Source organism: Zunongwangia endophytica (assembly GCF_030409505.1).
GTDB classification, from domain to species: Bacteria; Bacteroidota; Bacteroidia; order Flavobacteriales; family Flavobacteriaceae; genus Zunongwangia; species Zunongwangia endophytica.
The window spans coordinates 3,276,492-3,296,658 of the sequence record NZ_JAUFPZ010000002.1 but is presented as its reverse complement, the minus strand read 5'-3'; the positions used below and the strand labels follow the sequence as shown (position 1 = coordinate 3,296,658).

The following is a 20,167-nucleotide window of genomic DNA, read 5'->3' as shown; positions in this document are numbered from 1 at the left end:
AAATGAAAATGAAATAATTATGTACGGATCTATTAAAGAACACCTTCAAAACGAAATAGAAGATATTAAAGACAATGGATTGTTTAAAAGAGAGCGTATTATCACGACTCCGCAAGACGCTGTTATAAAAATCAATACCGGGCAGGAAGTGATAAACTTTTGTGCCAATAATTACTTAGGACTTTCTTCGCATCCAGAAGTTATTCAGGCGGCTAAAGACACGATGGATTCTCATGGATTCGGAATGTCTAGCGTTCGTTTTATTTGTGGTACTCAGGATATCCATAAAGAACTAGAACAAAAAATTGCAGATTTCTACGGAACTGAGGATACCATTTTGTACGCAGCTTGTTTTGATGCCAATGGCGGTATTTTTGAACCACTTTTGACCAAAGAAGATGCGATCATTTCAGATTCGCTAAATCACGCTTCAATTATTGATGGCGTTCGTCTTTGTAAAGCAGCGCGATACCGTTACCAAAATGGAGATATGGCAGATCTTGAAGCGCAACTTAAAGCAGCGAACGAAAATGGAGCACGTTTCAAACTTATCGTAACCGATGGTGTATTCTCTATGGACGGTCTTGTCGCGCCATTAGATGATATTTGCGATTTGGCCGATAAATATGATGCTATGGTCATGATCGACGAGTGCCACGCCACAGGTTTTATTGGCGAGAAAGGTATTGGAACACTAGAAGAAAAAGGAGTTCTTGATCGTGTAGATATTATCACAGGAACTTTAGGTAAAGCTCTTGGTGGCGCGATGGGAGGTTATACTACCGCTAAAAAAGAGATTATCGAGATCCTGAGACAACGCTCGCGTCCATACCTATTTTCAAACTCCTTAGCGCCATCTATCGTTGGTGCTTCTTTAAAGGTTTTTGAAATGCTTGAAAAGGATGATAGCTTAAGAACTAAACTTAAAGAAAATACGAAATATTTTAAACAAGGGATTAAAGATGCAGGTTTCGATATTATTGATGGGGATGCTGCAATCGTTCCGGTAATGCTTTATGATGCAAAGTTATCTCAGGATATGGCAGATAAACTTCTGGAAGAAGGTATTTACGTGATTGGTTTCTTTTACCCGGTTGTTCCTAAGGAAAAAGCCAGAATTAGGGTACAATTATCAGCAGCACATCAAAAGGAACATTTGGATAAAGCTATCAATGCTTTCACCAAAATCGGTAAGGAACTGGGGGTTATAGATTAACTAATTTTTGTGATTTACAAAACGTATTCTTAAAAAACCTATAAAAAAAGGTGTTTTCATTCGAAATATGCCACCAAATCTATATTATTATTAAGAAAACTTTATTACAGCAAAGTTTGGCGGTGAGCACCCACCGCCTAATTTTGCAGTAATAACACTTAAAACTAAACTATTGATATGAAACATCTTTCCAAATTAATCGTGCTATCGATGGTCGTTCTTGGGATTAGTTCTGCAAGTGCGCAGGATGAAAACAACCCTTGGGCGGTAAGCATCGGTACTAACGCTGTGGATTTTTACCCTACTGGTAATGACGCTCCACTAAGTAATGGTATGTTTGACGAATACTTTAATACTGGTGATCACTGGAACATTCTTCCATCGGTATCTCAACTAACAGTTGGTAGATATATTGGTGCTGGATTAGTTGCAGAAATTGACGGTACAATTAACCAGATTGACCAGTTTGGTGACCGTTCTGTAGACGATTTATCTTACTACTCTGTAGATGGATCTATTAACTACTCTCTTAGAGCAATGCTTAACGACGGATGGTTTGATCCTGTAGTTGGTGTTGGTGGTGGTTACACTTGGATTGGTGATCAAGACGGTGCAGATATGGAGAATCTTGATGCTCCTACTTTAAACGGTAGCTTAGGGATCAATTTCTGGTTTACCGATAATCTTGCATTATTCGTAGAGTCTAAATACAAGCACTCTTTTGAGCCTGAAATGGGTCAACATTTTCAACACAGTGCAGGTATCAAATTTATGTTTGGTGGAACTGATACTGATGGTGACGGAATCTATGATAAAGATGACGAATGTCCAGAAACTCCAGGTCTTCCTGAATTTAATGGATGTCCAGATTCTGACGGTGATGGTATCCCAGACAAAGATGATGAGTGTCCAAACACTCCAGGTTTAGCTGAATTTAACGGATGTCCTGATACTGACGGTGATGGTGTTCCAGATAAAGATGATGAATGTCCAGAAACTCCAGGAATGGTTGAATTTAACGGATGTCCAGATTCTGATGGTGATGGCGTTCCAGATAAAGATGACGAATGTCCAGAAACTCCAGGTTTAATCGAGTTTAACGGATGTCCAGATTCTGATGGTGATGGTGTTCCAGATAAAGATGACGAATGTCCAGATGTTGCTGGTACTGTTGCAAACAATGGGTGTCCAGAACCAAGTGCTGAAGTTGTAAAAGAACTTAACGAATACTCTAATACTGTATTATTCGATTTCAATAAAGCATCAGTTAGAAGTGATTCTGAAGAAGCGTTAAATTCTATCGCAGATATCATGAAAGAATACGATAACACTGTATTCCATATTGAAGGTCATACAGATAGCGTAGGTAACGATGAGTACAACCTGAAACTTTCTAAGGAAAGAGCTGCTTCTGTAAGAGAATTTTTAATTGGAGCTGGTATCCCAGAAAACAGATTAACTTCTGAAGGTTACGGGGAATCAAGACCAATTGCTACTAATAATACTGCTGCCGGAAGACAGGAAAACAGAAGAGTAGTTATTTCTCTAGATGAGGACAAAGAAATGAAGTAATCTAACAGTGTTAGTCACTTTATAAATTTTACAAAAACGCGCTGAAACCTCAGCGCGTTTTTTATTTTTATAGTATGAAATCATTTATCCGTCAGGTCTTAGAAAAACTTCTAAAAGAAGAGGCTCCAATTTCAGATATTATCTTCGTTTTACCCAGTAAAAGAGCTGGTGCATTCCTTTTAAACGAGTTAAGTATGCTTTCTTCGGAAAGTATTTTTGCACCAAAAATTTATAGTATTGAAGAGTTTGCTGAAGAAGTTTCTGGTTTAAAATCTATAGATAATACCACCACATTATTTGAGTTTTATGAAGTATATCAAAAACTTACTTCTAAGGAAGAATTAGAAAATTTTGAAACCTTTCTTGCCTGGGCGCAAAGCCTGATTCATGATTTTAATGAGATCGATCGCTATTTGATTGATGCTGAAAAGTTTTTTGACTACCTGGCCGATATTCAGGATATTAATCATTGGTCTAAACAAAACCGAACTGAACTAATTGAGAACTACCTGAAGTTTTGGGCACAGTTACCTCAATATTATTCAGTTTTAAAAGAAAATCTAGTCGCCAAAGAGCAAGGCTATCAGGGGTTAATTTATAGAACAGCAGCTTCCAAAATTCCAGATTACGCTTCAGAAAATTCTAATCAAAATTATGTATTCTTAGGATTTAACGCACTTAACTCGGCAGAACAGGTTATTTTTCAGGAATTATTAGAAAAACAACTTGCTACAGTTTATTGGGATATTGATAATGTTTTTCTGAAAGATTATCATCACGAGGCTTCTCTATTTATCCGTGAATATTTAAAAGATTGGCCATTTTATCAGGACAATCCGCTAAACCCTGGCATCGAAGAATACAAAGAAGAAAAAGATATTTCGATCACTGGGATTCCTAAAAATGTAGGGCAAGCGAAGTATTTAGCCGAATTACTAGCTGAGAAAAGCGAAGCTGAATTAGAAAAAACGGCCATTGTTTTGGGTGATGAAAGTTTGTTGTTGCCTATTTTGAATAGTTTACCACCAAATGTGAAGGATCTAAACATCACCATGGGATTTCCGCTTAAAAATGCACCCGTAACTTCGCTATTCAATTCGTTGTTCGATCTTCATACAAAATCGGGTTCCAGCTATTATTATCGTAATGTGATTGCGATTGTAAACCATCCTTCTTTGCATCAAATATTAAAACCTTATGCTTCTAAATTTATTCAAAAGATAAATAAAGAAAATACAGTCTATTTGAAATTGGAAGATATTCAGGACAATTTTCCCGAAGAACTTAAACAGTTTATTGGATGGTGTTTTAACGACTGGAAGAATTCAGCTAAAATTGCTATCGAAAATTTTCAGAATATAGTTTTTAGCATTAAAAACATTTTAAAAGAAGAACAGACAAGTCAACTTCAATTAGAGTTTTTATATCATTTTCATAAACTTCTTAATCAGCTTCAGACCTTAAATAATACTTATCCGCATATAAATAGTTTAACGGCTTTACGTAATTTCTATAACGAAATTATGAGTACGCAAAGTCTGGATTTCCAGGGGCGACCTTTTAAAGGATTGCAGCTTATGGGAATGTTAGAATCGCGTGCGCTGGATTTTGAAAATGTGATTATCACATCGGTAAACGAGGGCACGCTGCCTTCAGGAAAATCGAATAATTCTTTTATTCCTTACGATCTTAAAAAGTCCTACAACCTTCCTACTTATCGTGAAAAAGATGCGGTGTACACCTATCACTTTTATCGATTATTACAACGTGCCAAAAAAGTAACACTTCTATATAACACTGAAAGTGGCGGATTAAATTCCGGAGAAAAAAGCAGATTCTTAACTCAGCTAGAGATCGAAAAACAGCCAAGACACGAGTTAAAGATCAATACGGTTTCACCAAAAGTTCCCACAGTAAACAACGAACTTAAAGTGATCGAGAAGACTCCTGCTATGATCGAGAAATTAAAAGGGCTGGCAAATTATGGATTCTCACCTTCAGCATTAACCAGTTATATACGTAATCCGTTAGATTTCTACTATCAGTATGTATTAGGAGTGAAGGAGGAAGAAGAAGTTGAAGAAACTGTAGCTTACAATACGTTGGGTACGGTAATTCACGACAGTTTAGAGGAGTTTTATCAACCCTTGGAAGGACAGTTTTTAACTGAAGCCCATATTCTCGATTTTAGAAAAAGAATTGGACAGGAAGTGGCGACTCAGTTCCACAAGACCTATACAAAATCACCAATTTTACAGGGAAAAAATTATTTGATCTTTGAAATTGCCAAGCGCTATTTATCAAACTTCTTTGATCTTGAAAGCAATCGTTTAAAAAACGGAGAAGAGATAAAAATCGTTAAAATCGAACAGAATTTAAAAACTAAAATTACAGTTCCTGAACTTGATTTTCCGGTTTATATTAAGGGAAAAGTGGATCGCGTAGAAAATTGTAACGGTATCACCAGAATTATTGACTATAAAACTGGAAAGGTCGAACAAAGTAAAATAGAAATTGTAGATTGGGAAAACATCACTACAGATTACGATAAGTACAGCAAGAGTTTTCAGGTACTTGCCTACGCTACAATGATGAAAAACGAAGAAAATCTCTCCCTTCCTTTAGAAGGTGGAATTATTTCTTTTAAAAACCTGAAAGGCGGTCTGCTAAAATTTGCCAAGCGGGAGAAAGCGAGAGGCGGTGCTAAGGATTTCTCTATCAGCGAAGACACTTTCGAAGCGTATCAAGACCAATTAAAAAAATTAATTACTGAAATTTGCAATCCGGCGATTCCTTTCACCGAAAAAGAAATTTAGAACTTATGGAAGTTACGAAAAAGAAAAATATTCAAATAGATGGTAAACACAACAAACCAATATTGTGTGATGTGTTTTACCAGGACGATCAAAAACCAAAACCCGTAGTTATATTTTGCCACGGTTATAAAGGTTTTAAAGATTGGGGTGCCTGGGACAAAATGGCCGAAACTTTTGCTGAAAAAGGCTATTTTTTCGTGAAATTTAATTTTTCACACAACGGTACAACTCCAGAAAATCCAACCGAATTTTTAAATATCGAAGCTTTTGGTGATAATAATTACACCATAGAATTAGACGATTTACAATCTGTAATCGATTGGATACTGTTACCAGATTTCCCTCAGGCTGTACAGGTAGATGTTAGCCATATTAATCTTATTGGACATTCTAGAGGTGGCGCTATTGCCATTATTAAAGCTGTAAACGAAAAACGTATTACCAGATTGGTAACTTTCGCTGCGCCAACAGATCTTGGTTCTAAATTTCCTACAGGCGAAGAGTTAGAAAAATGGGAAAAGAAAGGTGTACAATATGTTGTTAACTCTAGAACAAAACAGCAATTGCCTCACCACTATCAATTCTACAAGAATTATAAAGAAAATAAGGAGCGATTTAATGTTAAGAGTGCAACTCAAAAACTAGATGTTCCGCACATGATTGCTCACGGAAGTAATGACACCACGGTTTCCATTTCTTCTTCAGGAGAGTTATTTGAGTGGAGTCCTATTTCGAAGTTGCTATTAGTAGAAAACGCTAATCATGTTTTTGAAGCTACACATCCTTGGGACAAAGATGAATTACCAGAAAAATTCCAATATCTTTTAGACCGAACATTCCCGTTCTTAGAAGCAGAAGTTCAGGCGCTAGTTGACGAATATGGAGATTCTGACGATTAATTAAAATATCTTGGTCAATAAATGATCATATAAAAATAAGCCTCCTCTATCTTGACGATTGTAGGAGGTTTCTTTTTTTCTTTTCCTTTTGAAACTATCTTTGAAAAAAATTATACCAATGAAACGATTTATAATAGTCTTCCTTTTATGTTTAAGCACAGCAGCGAATGCTCAGTTTAATGAAGAAGGAAACCTTTATTACGAAGAAACCATTACTGCGGAAGGCGTCTCCCAAGAGCAAATTAAAGAAAAGTTACACGAATGGCTTTTAGCTGAATTTGACCAAAAAAATATTAAAGCTTCTAAGAATACAGAAACCGAAATGATTGTTGATATCAATTCTGAAATCAATATCAAGCAAGGTGAATCAAGCACAACTACAGATCTGTATTTTGGGATTTTAAGCAATTTCAAGGACGACCAGTATAAAATCCAGATAAGCCACTTAGATGTTGGACCAACCCAAACGCCGGTTAAAATAAACTTTCCCGATTTTGAATCTTTCAAAACAGAGATGCAGGAAACAGTAAATCGACTAAGTGGAGATGCCAAGGCAAAAAATCAGGCCATACTGGATGATAAAGAGAAAATTAAGGATATCTACCAGCGTGGATTACAAAATCACGAAAACATGCTCGCTTCTGTAAAAGCATATATTTCTGGACTAGTAGAAAGATTGAAAAAGACTATCAAATAAAAAACCCCGCATTTGCGAGGTTTTGTGGAGAATATCGGAGTCGAACCGATGACCTTTTGGCTGCCAGCCAAACGCTCTAGCCAGCTGAGCTAATCCCCCATTTGGTGAAAGCAAATTTATAAATTTTATCCATATAAAAAAGTTTTTTAAGCCTAATGATAAAAACTGCCCTACCTGAAGATTTAGCTGAAATTAAACAACTTACAGAGCGTTGCGCTCAGGCAATGATTAGCAAAGGAATTTACCAGTGGAACGAGAACTATCCTACAAAAGAAAAGCTAGCTAATGATATTGAGAAAAAAGAATTATTTAAACTCTTAAATGAGGAAAATGAACTTACGGGCATCATTGTCTTAACACCTGAGATGGACGACGAATATATCCCAATAGAATGGCTCACCGAGAATAAAAATAACCTTTATATTCATCGTCTTGCCACCGATCCTTCTTTTTGGGGACTAGGTAACGGTAAAATTCTAATGGATTTTGCTGAAGAATTTGCAAGAGATCACAATTACGATTCCGTGCGTCTGGACACCTTTAGCCAGAACAAGCGAAATAATCGTTTCTACGAAGCCAGAGGTTATAAAAGATTAGGCGATATCTTTTTCCCGGAGCAAAGTGAGCACCCATTTCATTGTTACGAACTGGTTCTTTAAAAAACTAATCTATCTTTGCCAATATGGCCAAATTAGATAACTCAGCAGTAAGTTTTAAAAATATCAATAGGATTGCCATACCTGCAATTATTGCCGGTATTGCCGAACCACTTATTTCCCTTACCGACATTGCAGTTATTGGTAATGTAGAAGATAACTCAGTTGAAGCACTAGCCGCGGCTGGTATCGTTGGTTCTTTTCTTTCTGCGGTAATTTGGATTTTAGCACAGACTAAAACCGCCATTTCAGCAAAAATATCGCAGCATTTAGGTGCCAGTCGACTACATGCCGTTAAAACCTTGGTTCCGCAGACGATCGTTTTTAATCTCATTTTGAGTTTGCTTATCTATGGAATTACTGCTCCCCTGGCTCATTTAATTTTTAGTGCTTATAATGCTGAAGGTTTAATTTTAGATTATTCGATTAGCTATTATCAAATAAGGGCAATAGGCTTTCCTTTAACGCTTTTAACCTTTACTATCTTTGGTGTATTTAGAGGTCTACAAAATACATCCTGGGCTATGAAGTGTAGTCTTAGCGGAGCCATAGTTAACATTGCGCTCGATTACTTATTGGTTTATGGTATCGACGGTTATATTCCTGCGATGCATCTAGAAGGTGCTGCTTATGCCAGCTTAGCTGCACAAGCTACCATGTTAATTATGGCCTTATGGTTTTTCTTTCGTAAAACTCCGTTTCATCTAAAACTGAGCCTTAATTTAAACCCGGAATTCAAATCCCTTTTGGTGATGGCCGGGAACCTTTTTCTACGTACGCTTTCGCTAAACATTGCGATAATGCTCGCCAATGCTTATGCAACCGACTACGGGGAAAACTATATCGCAGCACAAAGTATATTAATGAATATCTGGCTATTCTTTAGCTTTTTTATTGATGGTTATGCTAATGCGGGAAATGCAATTGGAGGCCGACTACTAGGAGCCAGAGATTACAAGAACCTTTGGGAATTAAGTAAGAAAATATCGAAATATGCCGTTTTGATCGCTCTTATTTTAATGGGAATATGTGGACTCTTTTATAATCAAATTGGATTTCTATTCAATAAAGATGAAGTTGTTTTAGCACTTTTTGCCTCTGCCTTTTGGATAGTGCTATTAATGCAGCCAATAAACGCTATCGCTTTTATGTTCGACGGAATCTTTAAAGGCCTTGGGGAAGCTGTATATCTGCGGAATCTCTTATTAGTTGCAACTTTTCTGGGTTTTACCCCGGCATTGTTAATTTCAGATTACTTCGGGCTGAAATTATACGCTATTTGGATCGCATTTTTAGTTTGGATGCTGATAAGAAGTGTAGGACTAGTTATTAAATTCCGAAGAAAATACTTAAATAAAGAGGTCTAATTTAAGCTATTTTGCTTTCAACATTTTGCGCTAAAGGCATTTTGAATGTAAAACAAGTCTCTCCATTTTCAGATTCCATATCCAGAGAACCATTATGTGCCTTTGCAATTTCTGAAGCAATATAAAGTCCTAAGCCAAGTCCATTTTCGTTGCTTTGTGCCTTGCTTTTAAAAAATGGCTTAAACAAATCTGCTCGATAGTCTTCAGGAATTGTTTTTCCCTGATTAATCACCGATAAACTAAATTCACTTTCAGTATTAGAAACAATTACCTGGATGGTTTCTTCTAACGTTCCATGTTTAATGGCGTTGCTCAATAAATTTGAAAATAATTGGGAAATCCGACTGCTGTCACAATTAACCGTTTCGGTAATTGATATTGCGGTAGTAATCTTATTTTCTTTATTCAGCGCTCTAAATTCTTCGACTACTTCACGAATTTCTTTTTCAAGCTTAGTGTTATTTTTAGAGCGGTTTAAATTGATACCATCTCCCAAATTTCCTTTTGCAAAATCCAAAAGATTATCAATTAGACTCTGCATCCGGTAAGACGTCGATTTAATAATTTCTGCTTGTTTCTTGGAGGCTTCCGGTAGATTTGCACTTAACAGCATATCGGCACAAATTCGTGCCGTTCCTACAGGATTTCTTAGATCATGCCCTAAGATAGCGATAAAAGTTTCTCTTAACTCAGCTACTTCTCGCTGTTTCTGTAGTTGTTTACTAGCATTTTGTAATTTTTGAACCGACTCTAAATGAAAAGAAATTAACTCAGCATACTGCTCAAACATTCCTTTTATATGCTCGTTATTCAATTTTGCAGGATTGGGATCTAGAGCACATAAGGTCCCAAAGAAAGATCCATCCCTAAGAAATATAGGATACGAAATATAGCTTTTAAAGCCATATTGCTTTGGTGTGTGATGATTTTTAAATATAAAATTATTCTCGACATCATCGATTATCACAGGAATGTGATGTTCTCGAATTTCGTTACAAATTGTAGAACCCACTTCCAACTCATCACCTGGTCGTAAACCAAACTCAATATCATCTTTAGAAACGGCAGTAATCCAACGATCTTCGGTAACTCTAGCTACAGCAACAAACTTCATTTTACAGGTGCTGCTAATTACATTTAGCAATGAGTGAATTCCGGGAATCTCGTTTACATCCTCAATATCCTTCTTAAGATTTAGTGCTAGTTCTTCGCTCATAAAATAATTGCTATGCCGAAATTTACAAAATTGATTAACGTATCTGCAAATATGGGAACTCTTTTATTAACTAAAGGTTCACTTGTATTTACTTTAAGAATCTTTAATTTTGAAAAAACACGTAATATGACCACGACAAGAGCAAACGGAAGCCTATTTTCTAAAGCTGAAAATGGTATAGGAATTATCGAATTTGGACATCCCGCAAGTAATAGTTTTCCCGGTGTGCTTTTAGATCGTTTGGAAAAAGCAATTTTAGATTTTTCTGAAAATGCTGAAGTAAAAGTGATCATTCTTAAGTCTGAAGGTGAAAAAGCCTTTTGCGCCGGCGCTTCTTTTGATGAATTAATGGCAGTTGAAAATATGGAACAGGGCAAAGTGTTTTTTTCTGGTTTCGCGAAGGTTTTAAATGTGATGCGTAACTGCAAAAAATTAATTATCGGTCGCATTCAGGGTAAAACAGTAGGCGGTGGCGTTGGATTAATTGCTGCCTGTGATTATGCTATGGCTACAGAAGCAGCAGCCATCAAACTTTCTGAACTAAGTATTGGTATAGGCCCGTTTGTAATCGCTCCCGCCATAGAACGAAAAATAGGTGTAGACGGGCTGGCTGAACTTAGTCTTGCAGCACACGAGTGGAAAACGGCATATTGGGCAAAAGATAAAGGTCTTTATGGTCGAGTTTTTGAAACCATAAAAGATTTAGATAAGGAAATTGAGATATTTGCTGAAAAATTAGCATCTTACAATCCCAATGCCCTACTCGAAATGAAAAAGCTTTTGTGGAAAGGTACAGAGAACTGGTCGACCATCTTAATAGAGAATGCTGCTATTAGTGGAGAATTGGTGTTATCTGACTTTACCAGAAACGCACTCTCTAAATTTAAAAATTAGGAATGACACTTTTATCATTAGACACTTTGGGCGATAAAGCAGAAATGCTGGGGTATTATACCGCTTATTTTCTCATAAATGCAATACCGTTTTTCATAATTGTCCTTATAGGATATTTCGCATTTAAATTTTTTAAAAAGAAAAAACTACACCGTGAATCACGCCAGTGAGTAAGACATAGGAATTCAGTTTAATAATCATTAGTTACTAATTATTCCAATCCTGGTCATTGGCTTTATAACTTTCAAAGTCTATCATAAAATAAGTAAAAATCTAAATCATGAAGTTAGTTAGTAAAGATCCTACAGTACAATCCGGTTATGAACTTGGTTACGAAATAGGAGCATTTTTAGGTAATATCACACCTTACATCTTAATATTGCTAGCACTCTACTTCGTTTATAAATATTTTTTAAAATATCGAAGAAACTAAAATTCCTTTTGTCCTCACAAATTACCTGAAAAGATGAGAAAGTCATTACTCATTTTATTTTCGATAATGCTATTCTCTGATTGTGCCAAGGAAGATGAAGAGGATGTGACACTCCCTTTTGAATTAGATTTTGTGGGAAAAGTTAGCGGTTGCGGTGACTTTTCAATAATCCAGAAACTAGACTCGCTAAATCCTGATATTACCTTAAGCATCGCCGGGACAGGTAGAAAGGAATTAAATTTAACTACTGCTAAAACAACTTTTTCTTTACCAGATAGTGATCTCATTTGTAATATTAATATTCATGAAAGATCAATTGCAAGTAATTTTTGCAATGATGTTCCCTTAGAAATTCCTAAGCTTATTAGTCAATGGCAAGTTATTTCGGGCAACATAACACTTTCTGTATACGATATTGAAGAGACATAATTTGAAACATATTACAAAATGCAAATCTTGCTTGAAGATGTTGTGTTCCAAAAAAATGGTAGCGAAGAACGCAGAGAAATTTCGAGATTAGCCATAGACGATATTGGTCTTGGTTTCTTACCAGGCTAAATCTATCGATTATTTTTTTAAAGAACTAAACAAGATTTTTTTAAGCCGAAGCTTATCTAAAAATTACCATTTTATTGGCTATTCGAAAATTGCAATTCTCTACATTTATTTAAAATTGAAAGATGCTATTGCAACAACCTGAATTACCTAAAGATAAACCTGCATCCGAAACTCAGCAATATGGTTTTGAGCTTTCGGATTTTATCGCGGAAAATATTTGGTATCTGGTAATCTTGATTGTGATTGTAGCGCTTGTCATTTTCGATCAAAAACGTAGGAGAAAACGTAGAAAATAATGCAAAGCACTCTCCCTGAACATGAGGAAACTTTTGAATTCCTAAGCTTTCTTAGTGGTTATGGATTTTGGATGATTTTAGCGATCATTCTGGTTATTCTTGTATGCTATAAAAAGTTTAGAAAATAGCAATTAAACCTTCTATACTAAAATTAAGCGCGTTTTTTTAGAATATTAACTGCTAGTAAAAACTGCGTTAGGGATTGCAATGAAAATCGTTTGGCGCGAGAGCAGCCAAATATTGTAATGCAAAGCCCGGCCGAAGGCAACGCCCATATAAACGATATTCGCTAAAAAATTATCTTGTTTTTAACCAACCTGTAATGCTTAAGCGTTCAGAATTTTTTACTTCTTTGACTTCGTGTTCCAGCACCTGACTTTCGAAAATCACCATTCTTCCCGGCAATGGATAGATAATTTCTTCGCTACCGTCCTCTTTGTAAATTACCAGCTCGCCACCATTAGCATTTTCCCAACTATCATCGTTCAAATAGCTCACAATAGAAAGTTTGCGGCGAGAATCGTTCTGAAAAGTATCGAGATGCCGCTTGTAAAAGGTGCCTTTTGGATACACCGCATAATGAAATTCTTTATGCAGAATGCCCATAAAACAGGTTCTGTTTAGATAATAAACAAGATTCGTAATTTTACGGAAGAAAATATTTTCGGTTTCTCCAGCTTCTGCCTCGTTCATCCAAAGAATAAAATCACCCCGAATAGCTTTTTCGATGAGTTCGTTAATTCGATTTCCGATAGCCGATTTTTTGAACTGATCTTCTTCGTACTTGGCTAGTAAAGCCCTTCTAAGTTGGTTGATTTCTTCTGTATCAAAAAAATCGTCAATAATACTATATTGCTTTTCAAGTAGATCATCAATGATCTGCTCGTATTGCTGATTTACTTTAAAATCAAGCTGCTCAAAAAGTTCTTCTACCAATTCTAATTTTATAAAAACCGAGCTAAATTAGTCTATTTTTAGATACGAAGTTTGAAAATGTGTCAATTTGACAATTTGAAAATGTGTTAATACGATGATATGCTATTATCTAACGACTCTAGCCAACTCAAATGGGTCATTATTTCGAGTATTTTTTACTAAGGACACCAAACAAAAAATAGATCTGAATATTCCCCCTTCGGGGGTTAGGGGGATCTCAAAACTTCTCCCAATCTTTCCAAACCGGTTCGATTCCGTTTTTCAGTAACATTTCAGCAATCACTTCGGTGCTGCGCTCGTCTGAAATTTCGAATTGTTTTAAAGATTGTTTTTCCACTACATAACCACCGGGGTTGGTTTTCGATTCGGCGCTCATTGAGGTAATGCCTAAATGTGCAATATGATCGCGAAATTTTTCTTCTTCGCGAGTAGAGATCGACAATTCTACGTCTTCATCTAAAATTCGGTAGGCGCAAATCAACTGCAATAAATCAGGATCGGTCATTTCGACTTTAGGTTCTAATCCGCCGCTAAAAGGTCGTAACCTTGGAAAAGAGATAGAATACTTGGTTTTCCAATAAGTTTTCTGAAGATATTTAAGATGAAGCGCAGTAAAAAAACTATCGGCTCGCCAATCTTCTAAACCGAACAACGCACCAAGTCCTATTTTATGAATTCCGGCTCTACCTAATCTATCTGGAGTTTCTAAACGATAATCGAAATTCGATTTCTTTCCTTTTGGATGATGCGTTTTGTAAGTTTCCCGATGATAGGTCTCCTGATACACTAAAGTAGCGTACAAACCATCATTATCCAATCGCTCGTATTCATCTTGATCGAGCGGTTGTACTTCTATAGAAATATTCGCAAAATGTGGTTTTAATAACCGAATTGCATTGCTCAAATAATCAACTCCTACCGTGCTATTAGCTTCTCCTGTTACCAACAAAATATGCTGATACCCTTTATTTTTTAGAAATTCGGCTTCTTTTAAAATTTCAGCATCAGTTAAGGTTCGGCGCGGAATCTTATTGGTTAAACTAAAACCGCAATAGGTACAAATATTTTGGCACTCATTACTGAGATACATTGGCGCATACATTTGCATCGTATTCCCAAAACGCTTCTTGGTTCTAAGTTTGCTTTTGATTGCCATCTGTTCCAAATAAGGTTTGGCTGCCGGAGAAATTAGTGCCTTAAAATCTTCAAGATCGGGTTTAGCTGCGCTTAAGGCTTGCTCTACATCTATTGCTGTTTTTTGCTGAATACTTTCTAAAACGAGATCCCAATTGTATTCATCTAAAACTGTTTTAAAACTACTCATATAAAAATTGTGTTAGTGGACTACTCGCTTCAGCAAGTTGACCGGTTTCAGCAAGTTTTGCTTCGTAAGCCATTCGCCCAGATTCTACCGCCATTTTAAATGCTTTTGCCATTTGTACAGGATTTTTAGAAACCGCGATTGCCGTGTTTACCAGTACTGCATCTGCTCCCATTTCCATCGCAAAAGCAGCGTGAGAAGGAGCACCTATACCAGCATCTACAATAACCGGAACATTGCTTTGCTCGATAATAATTTCTAAGAAATCGAAGGTTTTTAATCCTTTATTGGTTCCTATAGGTGCGCCTAAAGGCATCACGCACTGTGCGCCAACATCTTCCAGGCGTTTGCACAAAACCGGATCGGCGTGTATATAAGGCATCACCACAAAACCTAATTTCACCAATTCTTCACAAGCTTTCAAGGTTTCTATCGCATCGGGCAATAAGTACTTAGGATCGGGGTGAATTTCGACTTTTACCCAATTGGTTTCTAATGCTTCCCGCGCCATTTGTGCCGCAAAAACTGCTTCTTTAGCATCTCGAACTCCAGAGGTATTTGGCAATAAACTTAAGTTTTCGTGCGACAAGTTGGTAATCATATCATCTTCTGTATTGCCAGCTTCTACTCTTTTGAGCGCAACGGTAACCAACTCACTTTCTGAAGCCAAAACCGCTTCCCGCATTAGTTTTGAATTACTGAATTTACCCGTTCCCGTAAATAACCGAGAATCGAAGGTTTTATCTGCTATTTTTAGTTTTTCCATTTTTAGATTTTTAGCTGTCAGCTTTTAGCCTTCAGCGATTAGCCATTTGAATTTAGTATTTAAGGATGCTAGGGTTCGTCGTTCCGGACTTGCTCCGGAATCCCACCCTAGAAAATGTGAAATACTGAATCAAGTTCAGCATGACGCGAGAAATAAAACGAGTTGAAATTTCACGAGAAATTTTCATCAGGGCACTTTTTTATTCATTCAACATTTAACATTCAAAATAATTTCTCATCTGTTTTCTCAAATCTCATATCTAAGATCTAACAGCAAAACGATTTCACTTCCATTGATGTTCTTTTCTTTTTTTAATTGCCGAAAAAAGAAACAAAAAAGTCTAGGCTTACGAACCTTGCTCTGAATTGTATGTTCGGAAGCTAAATTTTAGGAACTCACCCGATATCCATCGGGTTCAAACAGCCTAAAATTTAAACGCTCCTTTCACTACCATTTCTGCGAACAATCTTCGATAGGCCGTAATCTCTATCATTCAACTTTTAAAATCATTTTGCCTTGATTCCTGATTCGATCCAATTCATTTTAAAATCAGCACATTAGCAAATCATCAAATTGTCTATTTTCTATTGTCTAAATTCTAACCTCTACCACATCATCGTATTTTCTCAAGTCTAACTTCTAACATAAAAGCGATTTAAAATCTGCTGAATTTCTTGGTCTGGTTTTTCCGAATGCGTTAATAAACCAGAAACGGCGATTCCGTTTAATCCAATTTTTTGAAGTTTTTCGATATCGTTAAATACAATTCCGCCAATGGCAATAATCGGAACAGTTTTTTGATGCTCTGAATATCGCTTCAATACATCTTGATAACCTGAAAAACCTAACACAGGGCTCAGTTTCTTTTTAGTTGACGTAAACCTCAACGGCCCCAAACCAATATAATCGACTCCGTTTTGAAGATGATCCAAACAATGTTGCAACGTATTTGCGGTACCGCCAATAATTTTATCTTCTCCTAAAATTCGGCGCGCTTCTAAAACATCAATATCTTCCTGACCCAAATGAACGCCATCGGCATTACAGGTTTTTGCAACTTCTACGTGATCGTTTATAATCAGTTTTGCTTGATAAGCTGAGCACATTTCTCGAGCAGCAATTGCGGTTTCCAATACTTTTTTTGCTGAAGTTTCTTTTAAGCGTAACTGAATCCAATTTCCGCCGGCCTGTAACACACGCTCTATATTTTCTAAATGTGCTTTAGTATTTTCTCCCTGAGAGATGTAATGCAAGCAAGAAATTTCTTGTTGCAAACCGACTGAATTTTTAGTTGAAAACTGATTCATATTCTTGCTGAATTTTAATAAAACTATTTGTTGGGTTTTCCTGCATCCAAACCGCTCCAAGCACGGCAGCGCCGCTAAATCCCTTCTGCTTAATTGCTGAAATCTTTTCTGAATCAATACCACCAAGCGCAATCACTTTTTGCTGAAGTTCATTTACCTGAAACTTTTTACCCGGATAAGCTGCTTTTGAAATCGAGTTAAACACCGGACTTAAGAAACAGTAATCAAAAATGATAGATTCTGAAAGCATTTCTTTTTGATGCACCGATGTACTTACTGTAAATTTCTTTTGCTGAAAAGAGTTCACATAATCTTCTATATTTTCAGCTAAATTGGTTCTGAAATATTCTGTTAGATGAATACCTTTTAAATCAAATTCCTGCGCTAATTTATGATGCTGATGCAATACCATTTTAGAACGATGTTGAGGATCAAACTTTTCTAGCCACGTTTTTAGCGCTTCAAAAGAAACATTAGGCTTACGAATATGAAGAACTTCTAAACCTTCATCAAGCATAGATTTCAGTTGAAATTCTTCATTTTCGATAAACTTTTCCGTAGAAATTACAATCAGCATTATTTCAAATTAAATTTTGATATTCTTATGTTGTACTATTTATTAGTTCCGTCATTCCGCCCCGATAGCTACCGGGAGATCCGGAATCTCATACCGCATTTAAAAACATCATCAGGATGAGACCCTGAGTCAAGTTCAGGGTGACGCCCATATTTTATAATTACTAACTATTTAATTATTAAGTGATTATAAATAAACTTCGCTTCCTTTTTTCTTAAACTCTTCCGATTTTTCTTCCATTCCTTTGATAATGGCTTCTTCGCTGTCGAGTCCGTTTTCCTTGGCGTAATTCCGCACATCTTGTGTAATTTTCATCGAGCAGAAATTAGGACCACACATCGAACAGAAATGAGCCACTTTTGCATTATCTGAAGGTAAGGTCTCATCGTGATACGCTCTGGCAGTATCTGGATCTAGCGCTAAATTGAATTGATCTTCCCAACGGAATTCGAATCTTGCTTTACTCATCGCATCATCACGATGTTGCGCTCCCGGATGTCCTTTCGCTAAATCTGCGGCATGGGCAGCAATTTTATATGTAATTACACCTTCTTTTACATCTTCTTTATTAGGTAAGCCTAAATGTTCTTTTGGTGTTACGTAACACAACATCGCGCAACCGTACCAACCAATCATTGCAGCGCCAATTCCACTGGTAATATGGTCGTAACCCGGCGCAATATCTGTGGTTAATGGTCCAAGTGTGTAAAATGGAGCTTCGCCACATTCTTCCAACTGCTTATCCATATTTTCTTTAATCATATGCATTGGGATATGCCCTGGACCTTCGATAAAGCATTGTATGTCGTGCTTCCAAGCGATTTTGGTTAGTTCGCCAAGGGTTTCTAATTCGGCAAACTGTGCATAATCATTTGCATCTGCAATACTACCGGGACGTAATCCATCGCCGAGAGAGAAAGCGACATCGTAGGCTTTCGTGATTTCACAAATATCCTCAAAGTGCGTATATAAAAAACTTTCTTGATGATGCGCTAAACACCATTTTGCCATAATTGATCCTCCTCGAGAAACGATTCCTGTAACTCGTTTTGCGGTATGTGGTATATATTTTAAACGAACCCCGGCGTGAATGGTAAAATAATCTACCCCTTGTTCTGCTTGTTCAATTAAGGTATCTCTAAAAATTTCCCAGGTAAGATTTTCTGCTTTTCCGTTTACTTTTTCTAAGGCCTGGTAAATAGGAACCGTACCAATAGGCACGGGAGAATTCCGAAGAATCCATTCTCGGGTTTCATGAATGTTTTTTCCGGTAGAAAGATCCATTATGGTATCGGCTCCCCAACGGCAAGCCCAAACTGCTTTTTCTACTTCTTCTTCAATAGAAGAACTTACGGCAGAATTCCCAATATTGGCATTGATTTTCACCAGGAAATTTCGACCTACAATCATCGGTTCACTTTCAGGGTGATTAATATTACTTGGTATAATCGCACGTCCTTTAGCGACTTCTTCTCGAACAAATTCTGGTGTAATTACTTTTGGAATACTGGCTCCAAAACTTTCGCCCGGATGTTGCTGAGTAATTTGATTGATTTCCTGAAGTTTCTGATTTTCACGAATAGCAATAAATTCCATTTCAGGAGTAATTATTCCTTTACGTGCATAATGCATTTGGGTAACATTTTGTCCCGGTTTTGCTTTTAAAGGTTTCCGAATTCTTTTAAACCGAAGTTCATCTAACTTTTCATTCTCTTCTCGCTCTCTTCCATATTCTGAAGAAAGTCCACTCAATTGCTCTACATCTTCCCTACCTGAAATCCATTGCTGACGGATGGGTTTTAAACCCTGACGCACATCAATTTCAATATTGGGATCGGTAAAAGGGCCACTGGTGTCGTAGACCAAAACAGAATCGTTAGCAGTTTTGGTACCGTTAAATTTATCGACGGTATCTTCAAGGTTAATTTTTCGCATTGGGACATTTACATTTTCATGCAGTTGTCCTTTTACATAAATTTTTTCTGAATTTGGGAAAGGCGCTCTACTGATGGCTTCTTCCCTCGGTAATTGGTTAGGTTTCATGCTTTACGGGTTATAGTTGATATTTGTTAATTTGATTGCTATAATCTGTAAATCAACCACCTTGCGTAGCACGAATCACCAAGACCTTATTACCTTCTTCCAATAGCGTATGTTCCCACTTTAGTTTAGAAATAATTTCGTTGTTGATCGCAACAGCAACTCCCGAAGCTTGAATATTCAATTGCTCCAAAAGCTCAAGAAGTTTTACGGGTTCTTTAAAAGAATGATTTTGGTTGTTGACGTTTACAGTTATCATATCGTTTCGATTTTAATAGCCGTAAACCAAAGAGGATAGTCTTTGAAGAAAAGTAATATTGTATAAAATTCACCCCTATTTTAGATAAACTAGATACAAAATTTTCTAACTTTTCCCTTCGCAGATGCTAATCTGAATCAGGTTCAAAGGGTTTGTCTCAGCCAAAATCAATTGGCACCCCTAAAGTTTACTCTCTCAAAGTTAAATGAAATAATCCGAATTAAAAAAATGCTAAAGGCTTATTATTCTATTTTGAATACACTTTTAATACCTTTGCACTAAAATTTCCCGAAAAGTTTCCGAAGCAATTTTTCATAATTTCAGCTTTAAAAATTTTAGGG

Annotated in this window: 19 protein-coding genes, 1 tRNA gene and 1 riboswitch; of the genes, 11 read left to right on the top strand and 9 right to left on the bottom strand. The window is 36.6% G+C overall.

From position 1 onward, the window contains the following. Positions 1-19 precede the first annotated feature (19 nt). From kbl to QWY91_RS14330, 5 genes are all read left to right on the top strand, one after another. Entirely contained in the window at positions 20-1,216 is a 1,197-nt protein-coding gene (gene kbl / locus QWY91_RS14350) for a glycine C-acetyltransferase (protein ID WP_290236187.1), read from the top strand. A gap of 177 nt (positions 1,217-1,393) precedes the next feature. Next, on the top strand, positions 1,394-2,788 hold the full coding sequence (locus QWY91_RS14345; protein WP_290236186.1) for an OmpA family protein: 1,395 nt from the start codon (positions 1,394-1,396) through the stop codon (positions 2,786-2,788). A 74-nt stretch (positions 2,789-2,862) separates the two neighbouring features. Next, positions 2,863-5,604 carry a PD-(D/E)XK nuclease family protein gene (locus QWY91_RS14340; protein ID WP_290236185.1) on the top strand — a complete coding sequence of 914 codons (2,742 nt, stop codon included), beginning with the start codon at positions 2,863-2,865 and terminating at the stop codon, positions 5,602-5,604. A 5-nt stretch (positions 5,605-5,609) separates the two neighbouring features. Then, complete coding sequence (locus QWY91_RS14335; RefSeq protein WP_290236184.1) at positions 5,610-6,503, top strand: alpha/beta hydrolase family protein; 894 nt, start codon at positions 5,610-5,612, stop codon at positions 6,501-6,503. Between the two features lie 118 nt (positions 6,504-6,621). Continuing rightward, complete coding sequence (locus QWY91_RS14330) at positions 6,622-7,200, top strand: DUF4468 domain-containing protein (RefSeq protein ID WP_290236183.1); 579 nt, start codon at positions 6,622-6,624, stop codon at positions 7,198-7,200. A gap of 25 nt (positions 7,201-7,225) precedes the next feature. On the opposite strand, the gene QWY91_RS14325 is transcribed toward QWY91_RS14330, so the two are convergent. After that, positions 7,226-7,299: transfer RNA gene (locus tag QWY91_RS14325), tRNA-Ala, on the bottom strand. 56 nt (positions 7,300-7,355) lie between these two features. Here QWY91_RS14325 and QWY91_RS14320 point away from each other — a divergent pair. Beyond that, on the top strand, positions 7,356-7,859 hold the full coding sequence (locus tag QWY91_RS14320) for a GNAT family N-acetyltransferase (protein ID WP_290236182.1): 504 nt from the start codon (positions 7,356-7,358) through the stop codon (positions 7,857-7,859). A 23-nt stretch (positions 7,860-7,882) separates the two neighbouring features. Continuing rightward, positions 7,883-9,223, top strand: a complete 1,341-nt coding sequence (locus QWY91_RS14315; RefSeq protein WP_290236181.1) for an MATE family efflux transporter — start codon at positions 7,883-7,885, stop codon at positions 9,221-9,223. Between the two features lies 1 nt (position 9,224). On the opposite strand, the gene QWY91_RS14310 is transcribed toward QWY91_RS14315, so the two are convergent. Next, complete coding sequence (locus tag QWY91_RS14310; protein WP_290236180.1) at positions 9,225-10,439, bottom strand: GAF domain-containing sensor histidine kinase; 1,215 nt, start codon at positions 10,437-10,439, stop codon at positions 9,225-9,227. Between the two features lie 126 nt (positions 10,440-10,565). Here QWY91_RS14310 and QWY91_RS14305 point away from each other — a divergent pair, with 126 nt between their 5' ends. From QWY91_RS14305 to QWY91_RS14290, 4 genes are all read left to right on the top strand, one after another. Then, entirely contained in the window at positions 10,566-11,333 is a 768-nt protein-coding gene (locus QWY91_RS14305) for an enoyl-CoA hydratase/isomerase family protein (RefSeq protein ID WP_290237109.1), read from the top strand. 280 nt (positions 11,334-11,613) lie between these two features. Then, positions 11,614-11,766, top strand: a complete 153-nt coding sequence (locus QWY91_RS14300; RefSeq protein ID WP_290236179.1) for a hypothetical protein — start codon at positions 11,614-11,616, stop codon at positions 11,764-11,766. 33 nt (positions 11,767-11,799) lie between these two features. Then, on the top strand, positions 11,800-12,195 hold the full coding sequence (locus QWY91_RS14295) for a hypothetical protein (RefSeq protein WP_290236178.1): 396 nt from the start codon (positions 11,800-11,802) through the stop codon (positions 12,193-12,195). Positions 12,196-12,446: 251 nt separating this feature from the next. Then, positions 12,447-12,620, top strand: coding sequence for a hypothetical protein (locus QWY91_RS14290; protein WP_290236177.1), 174 nt, complete (start codon positions 12,447-12,449; stop codon positions 12,618-12,620). A gap of 297 nt (positions 12,621-12,917) precedes the next feature. Here the strand turns inward: QWY91_RS14290 and QWY91_RS14285 are convergent, their stop codons facing one another. From QWY91_RS14285 to thiS, 7 genes are all read right to left on the bottom strand, one after another. Then, positions 12,918-13,556, bottom strand: a complete 639-nt coding sequence (locus tag QWY91_RS14285) for a 2OG-Fe(II) oxygenase (protein ID WP_290236176.1) — start codon at positions 13,554-13,556, stop codon at positions 12,918-12,920. A 217-nt stretch (positions 13,557-13,773) separates the two neighbouring features. Beyond that, complete coding sequence (gene thiH / locus QWY91_RS14280) at positions 13,774-14,880, bottom strand: 2-iminoacetate synthase ThiH (RefSeq protein ID WP_290236175.1); 1,107 nt, start codon at positions 14,878-14,880, stop codon at positions 13,774-13,776. Then, positions 14,873-15,643: a thiazole synthase gene (locus QWY91_RS14275; protein ID WP_290236174.1), complete on the bottom strand. Its 771-nt coding sequence runs from the start codon at positions 15,641-15,643 to the stop codon at positions 14,873-14,875. Before QWY91_RS14275 ends, thiH begins: the two co-directional genes overlap by 8 nt. Positions 15,644-16,275: 632 nt before the next feature. Further along, on the bottom strand, positions 16,276-16,950 hold the full coding sequence (locus QWY91_RS14270) for a thiamine phosphate synthase (protein WP_290236173.1): 675 nt from the start codon (positions 16,948-16,950) through the stop codon (positions 16,276-16,278). Next, on the bottom strand, positions 16,931-17,527 hold the full coding sequence (locus tag QWY91_RS14265) for a thiamine phosphate synthase (protein WP_290236172.1): 597 nt from the start codon (positions 17,525-17,527) through the stop codon (positions 16,931-16,933). The genes QWY91_RS14270 and QWY91_RS14265 overlap by 20 nt, the downstream gene beginning before the upstream one ends. A 186-nt stretch (positions 17,528-17,713) precedes the next feature. Beyond that, on the bottom strand, positions 17,714-19,570 hold the full coding sequence (thiC, locus tag QWY91_RS14260; protein WP_290236171.1) for a phosphomethylpyrimidine synthase ThiC: 1,857 nt from the start codon (positions 19,568-19,570) through the stop codon (positions 17,714-17,716). A gap of 52 nt (positions 19,571-19,622) precedes the next feature. Then, positions 19,623-19,826, bottom strand: a complete 204-nt coding sequence (gene thiS / locus QWY91_RS14255; protein WP_290236170.1) for a sulfur carrier protein ThiS — start codon at positions 19,824-19,826, stop codon at positions 19,623-19,625. A 96-nt stretch (positions 19,827-19,922) separates the two neighbouring features. Next, a riboswitch (TPP riboswitch) is annotated at positions 19,923-20,018 on the bottom strand. Positions 20,019-20,167 lie beyond the last annotated feature (149 nt).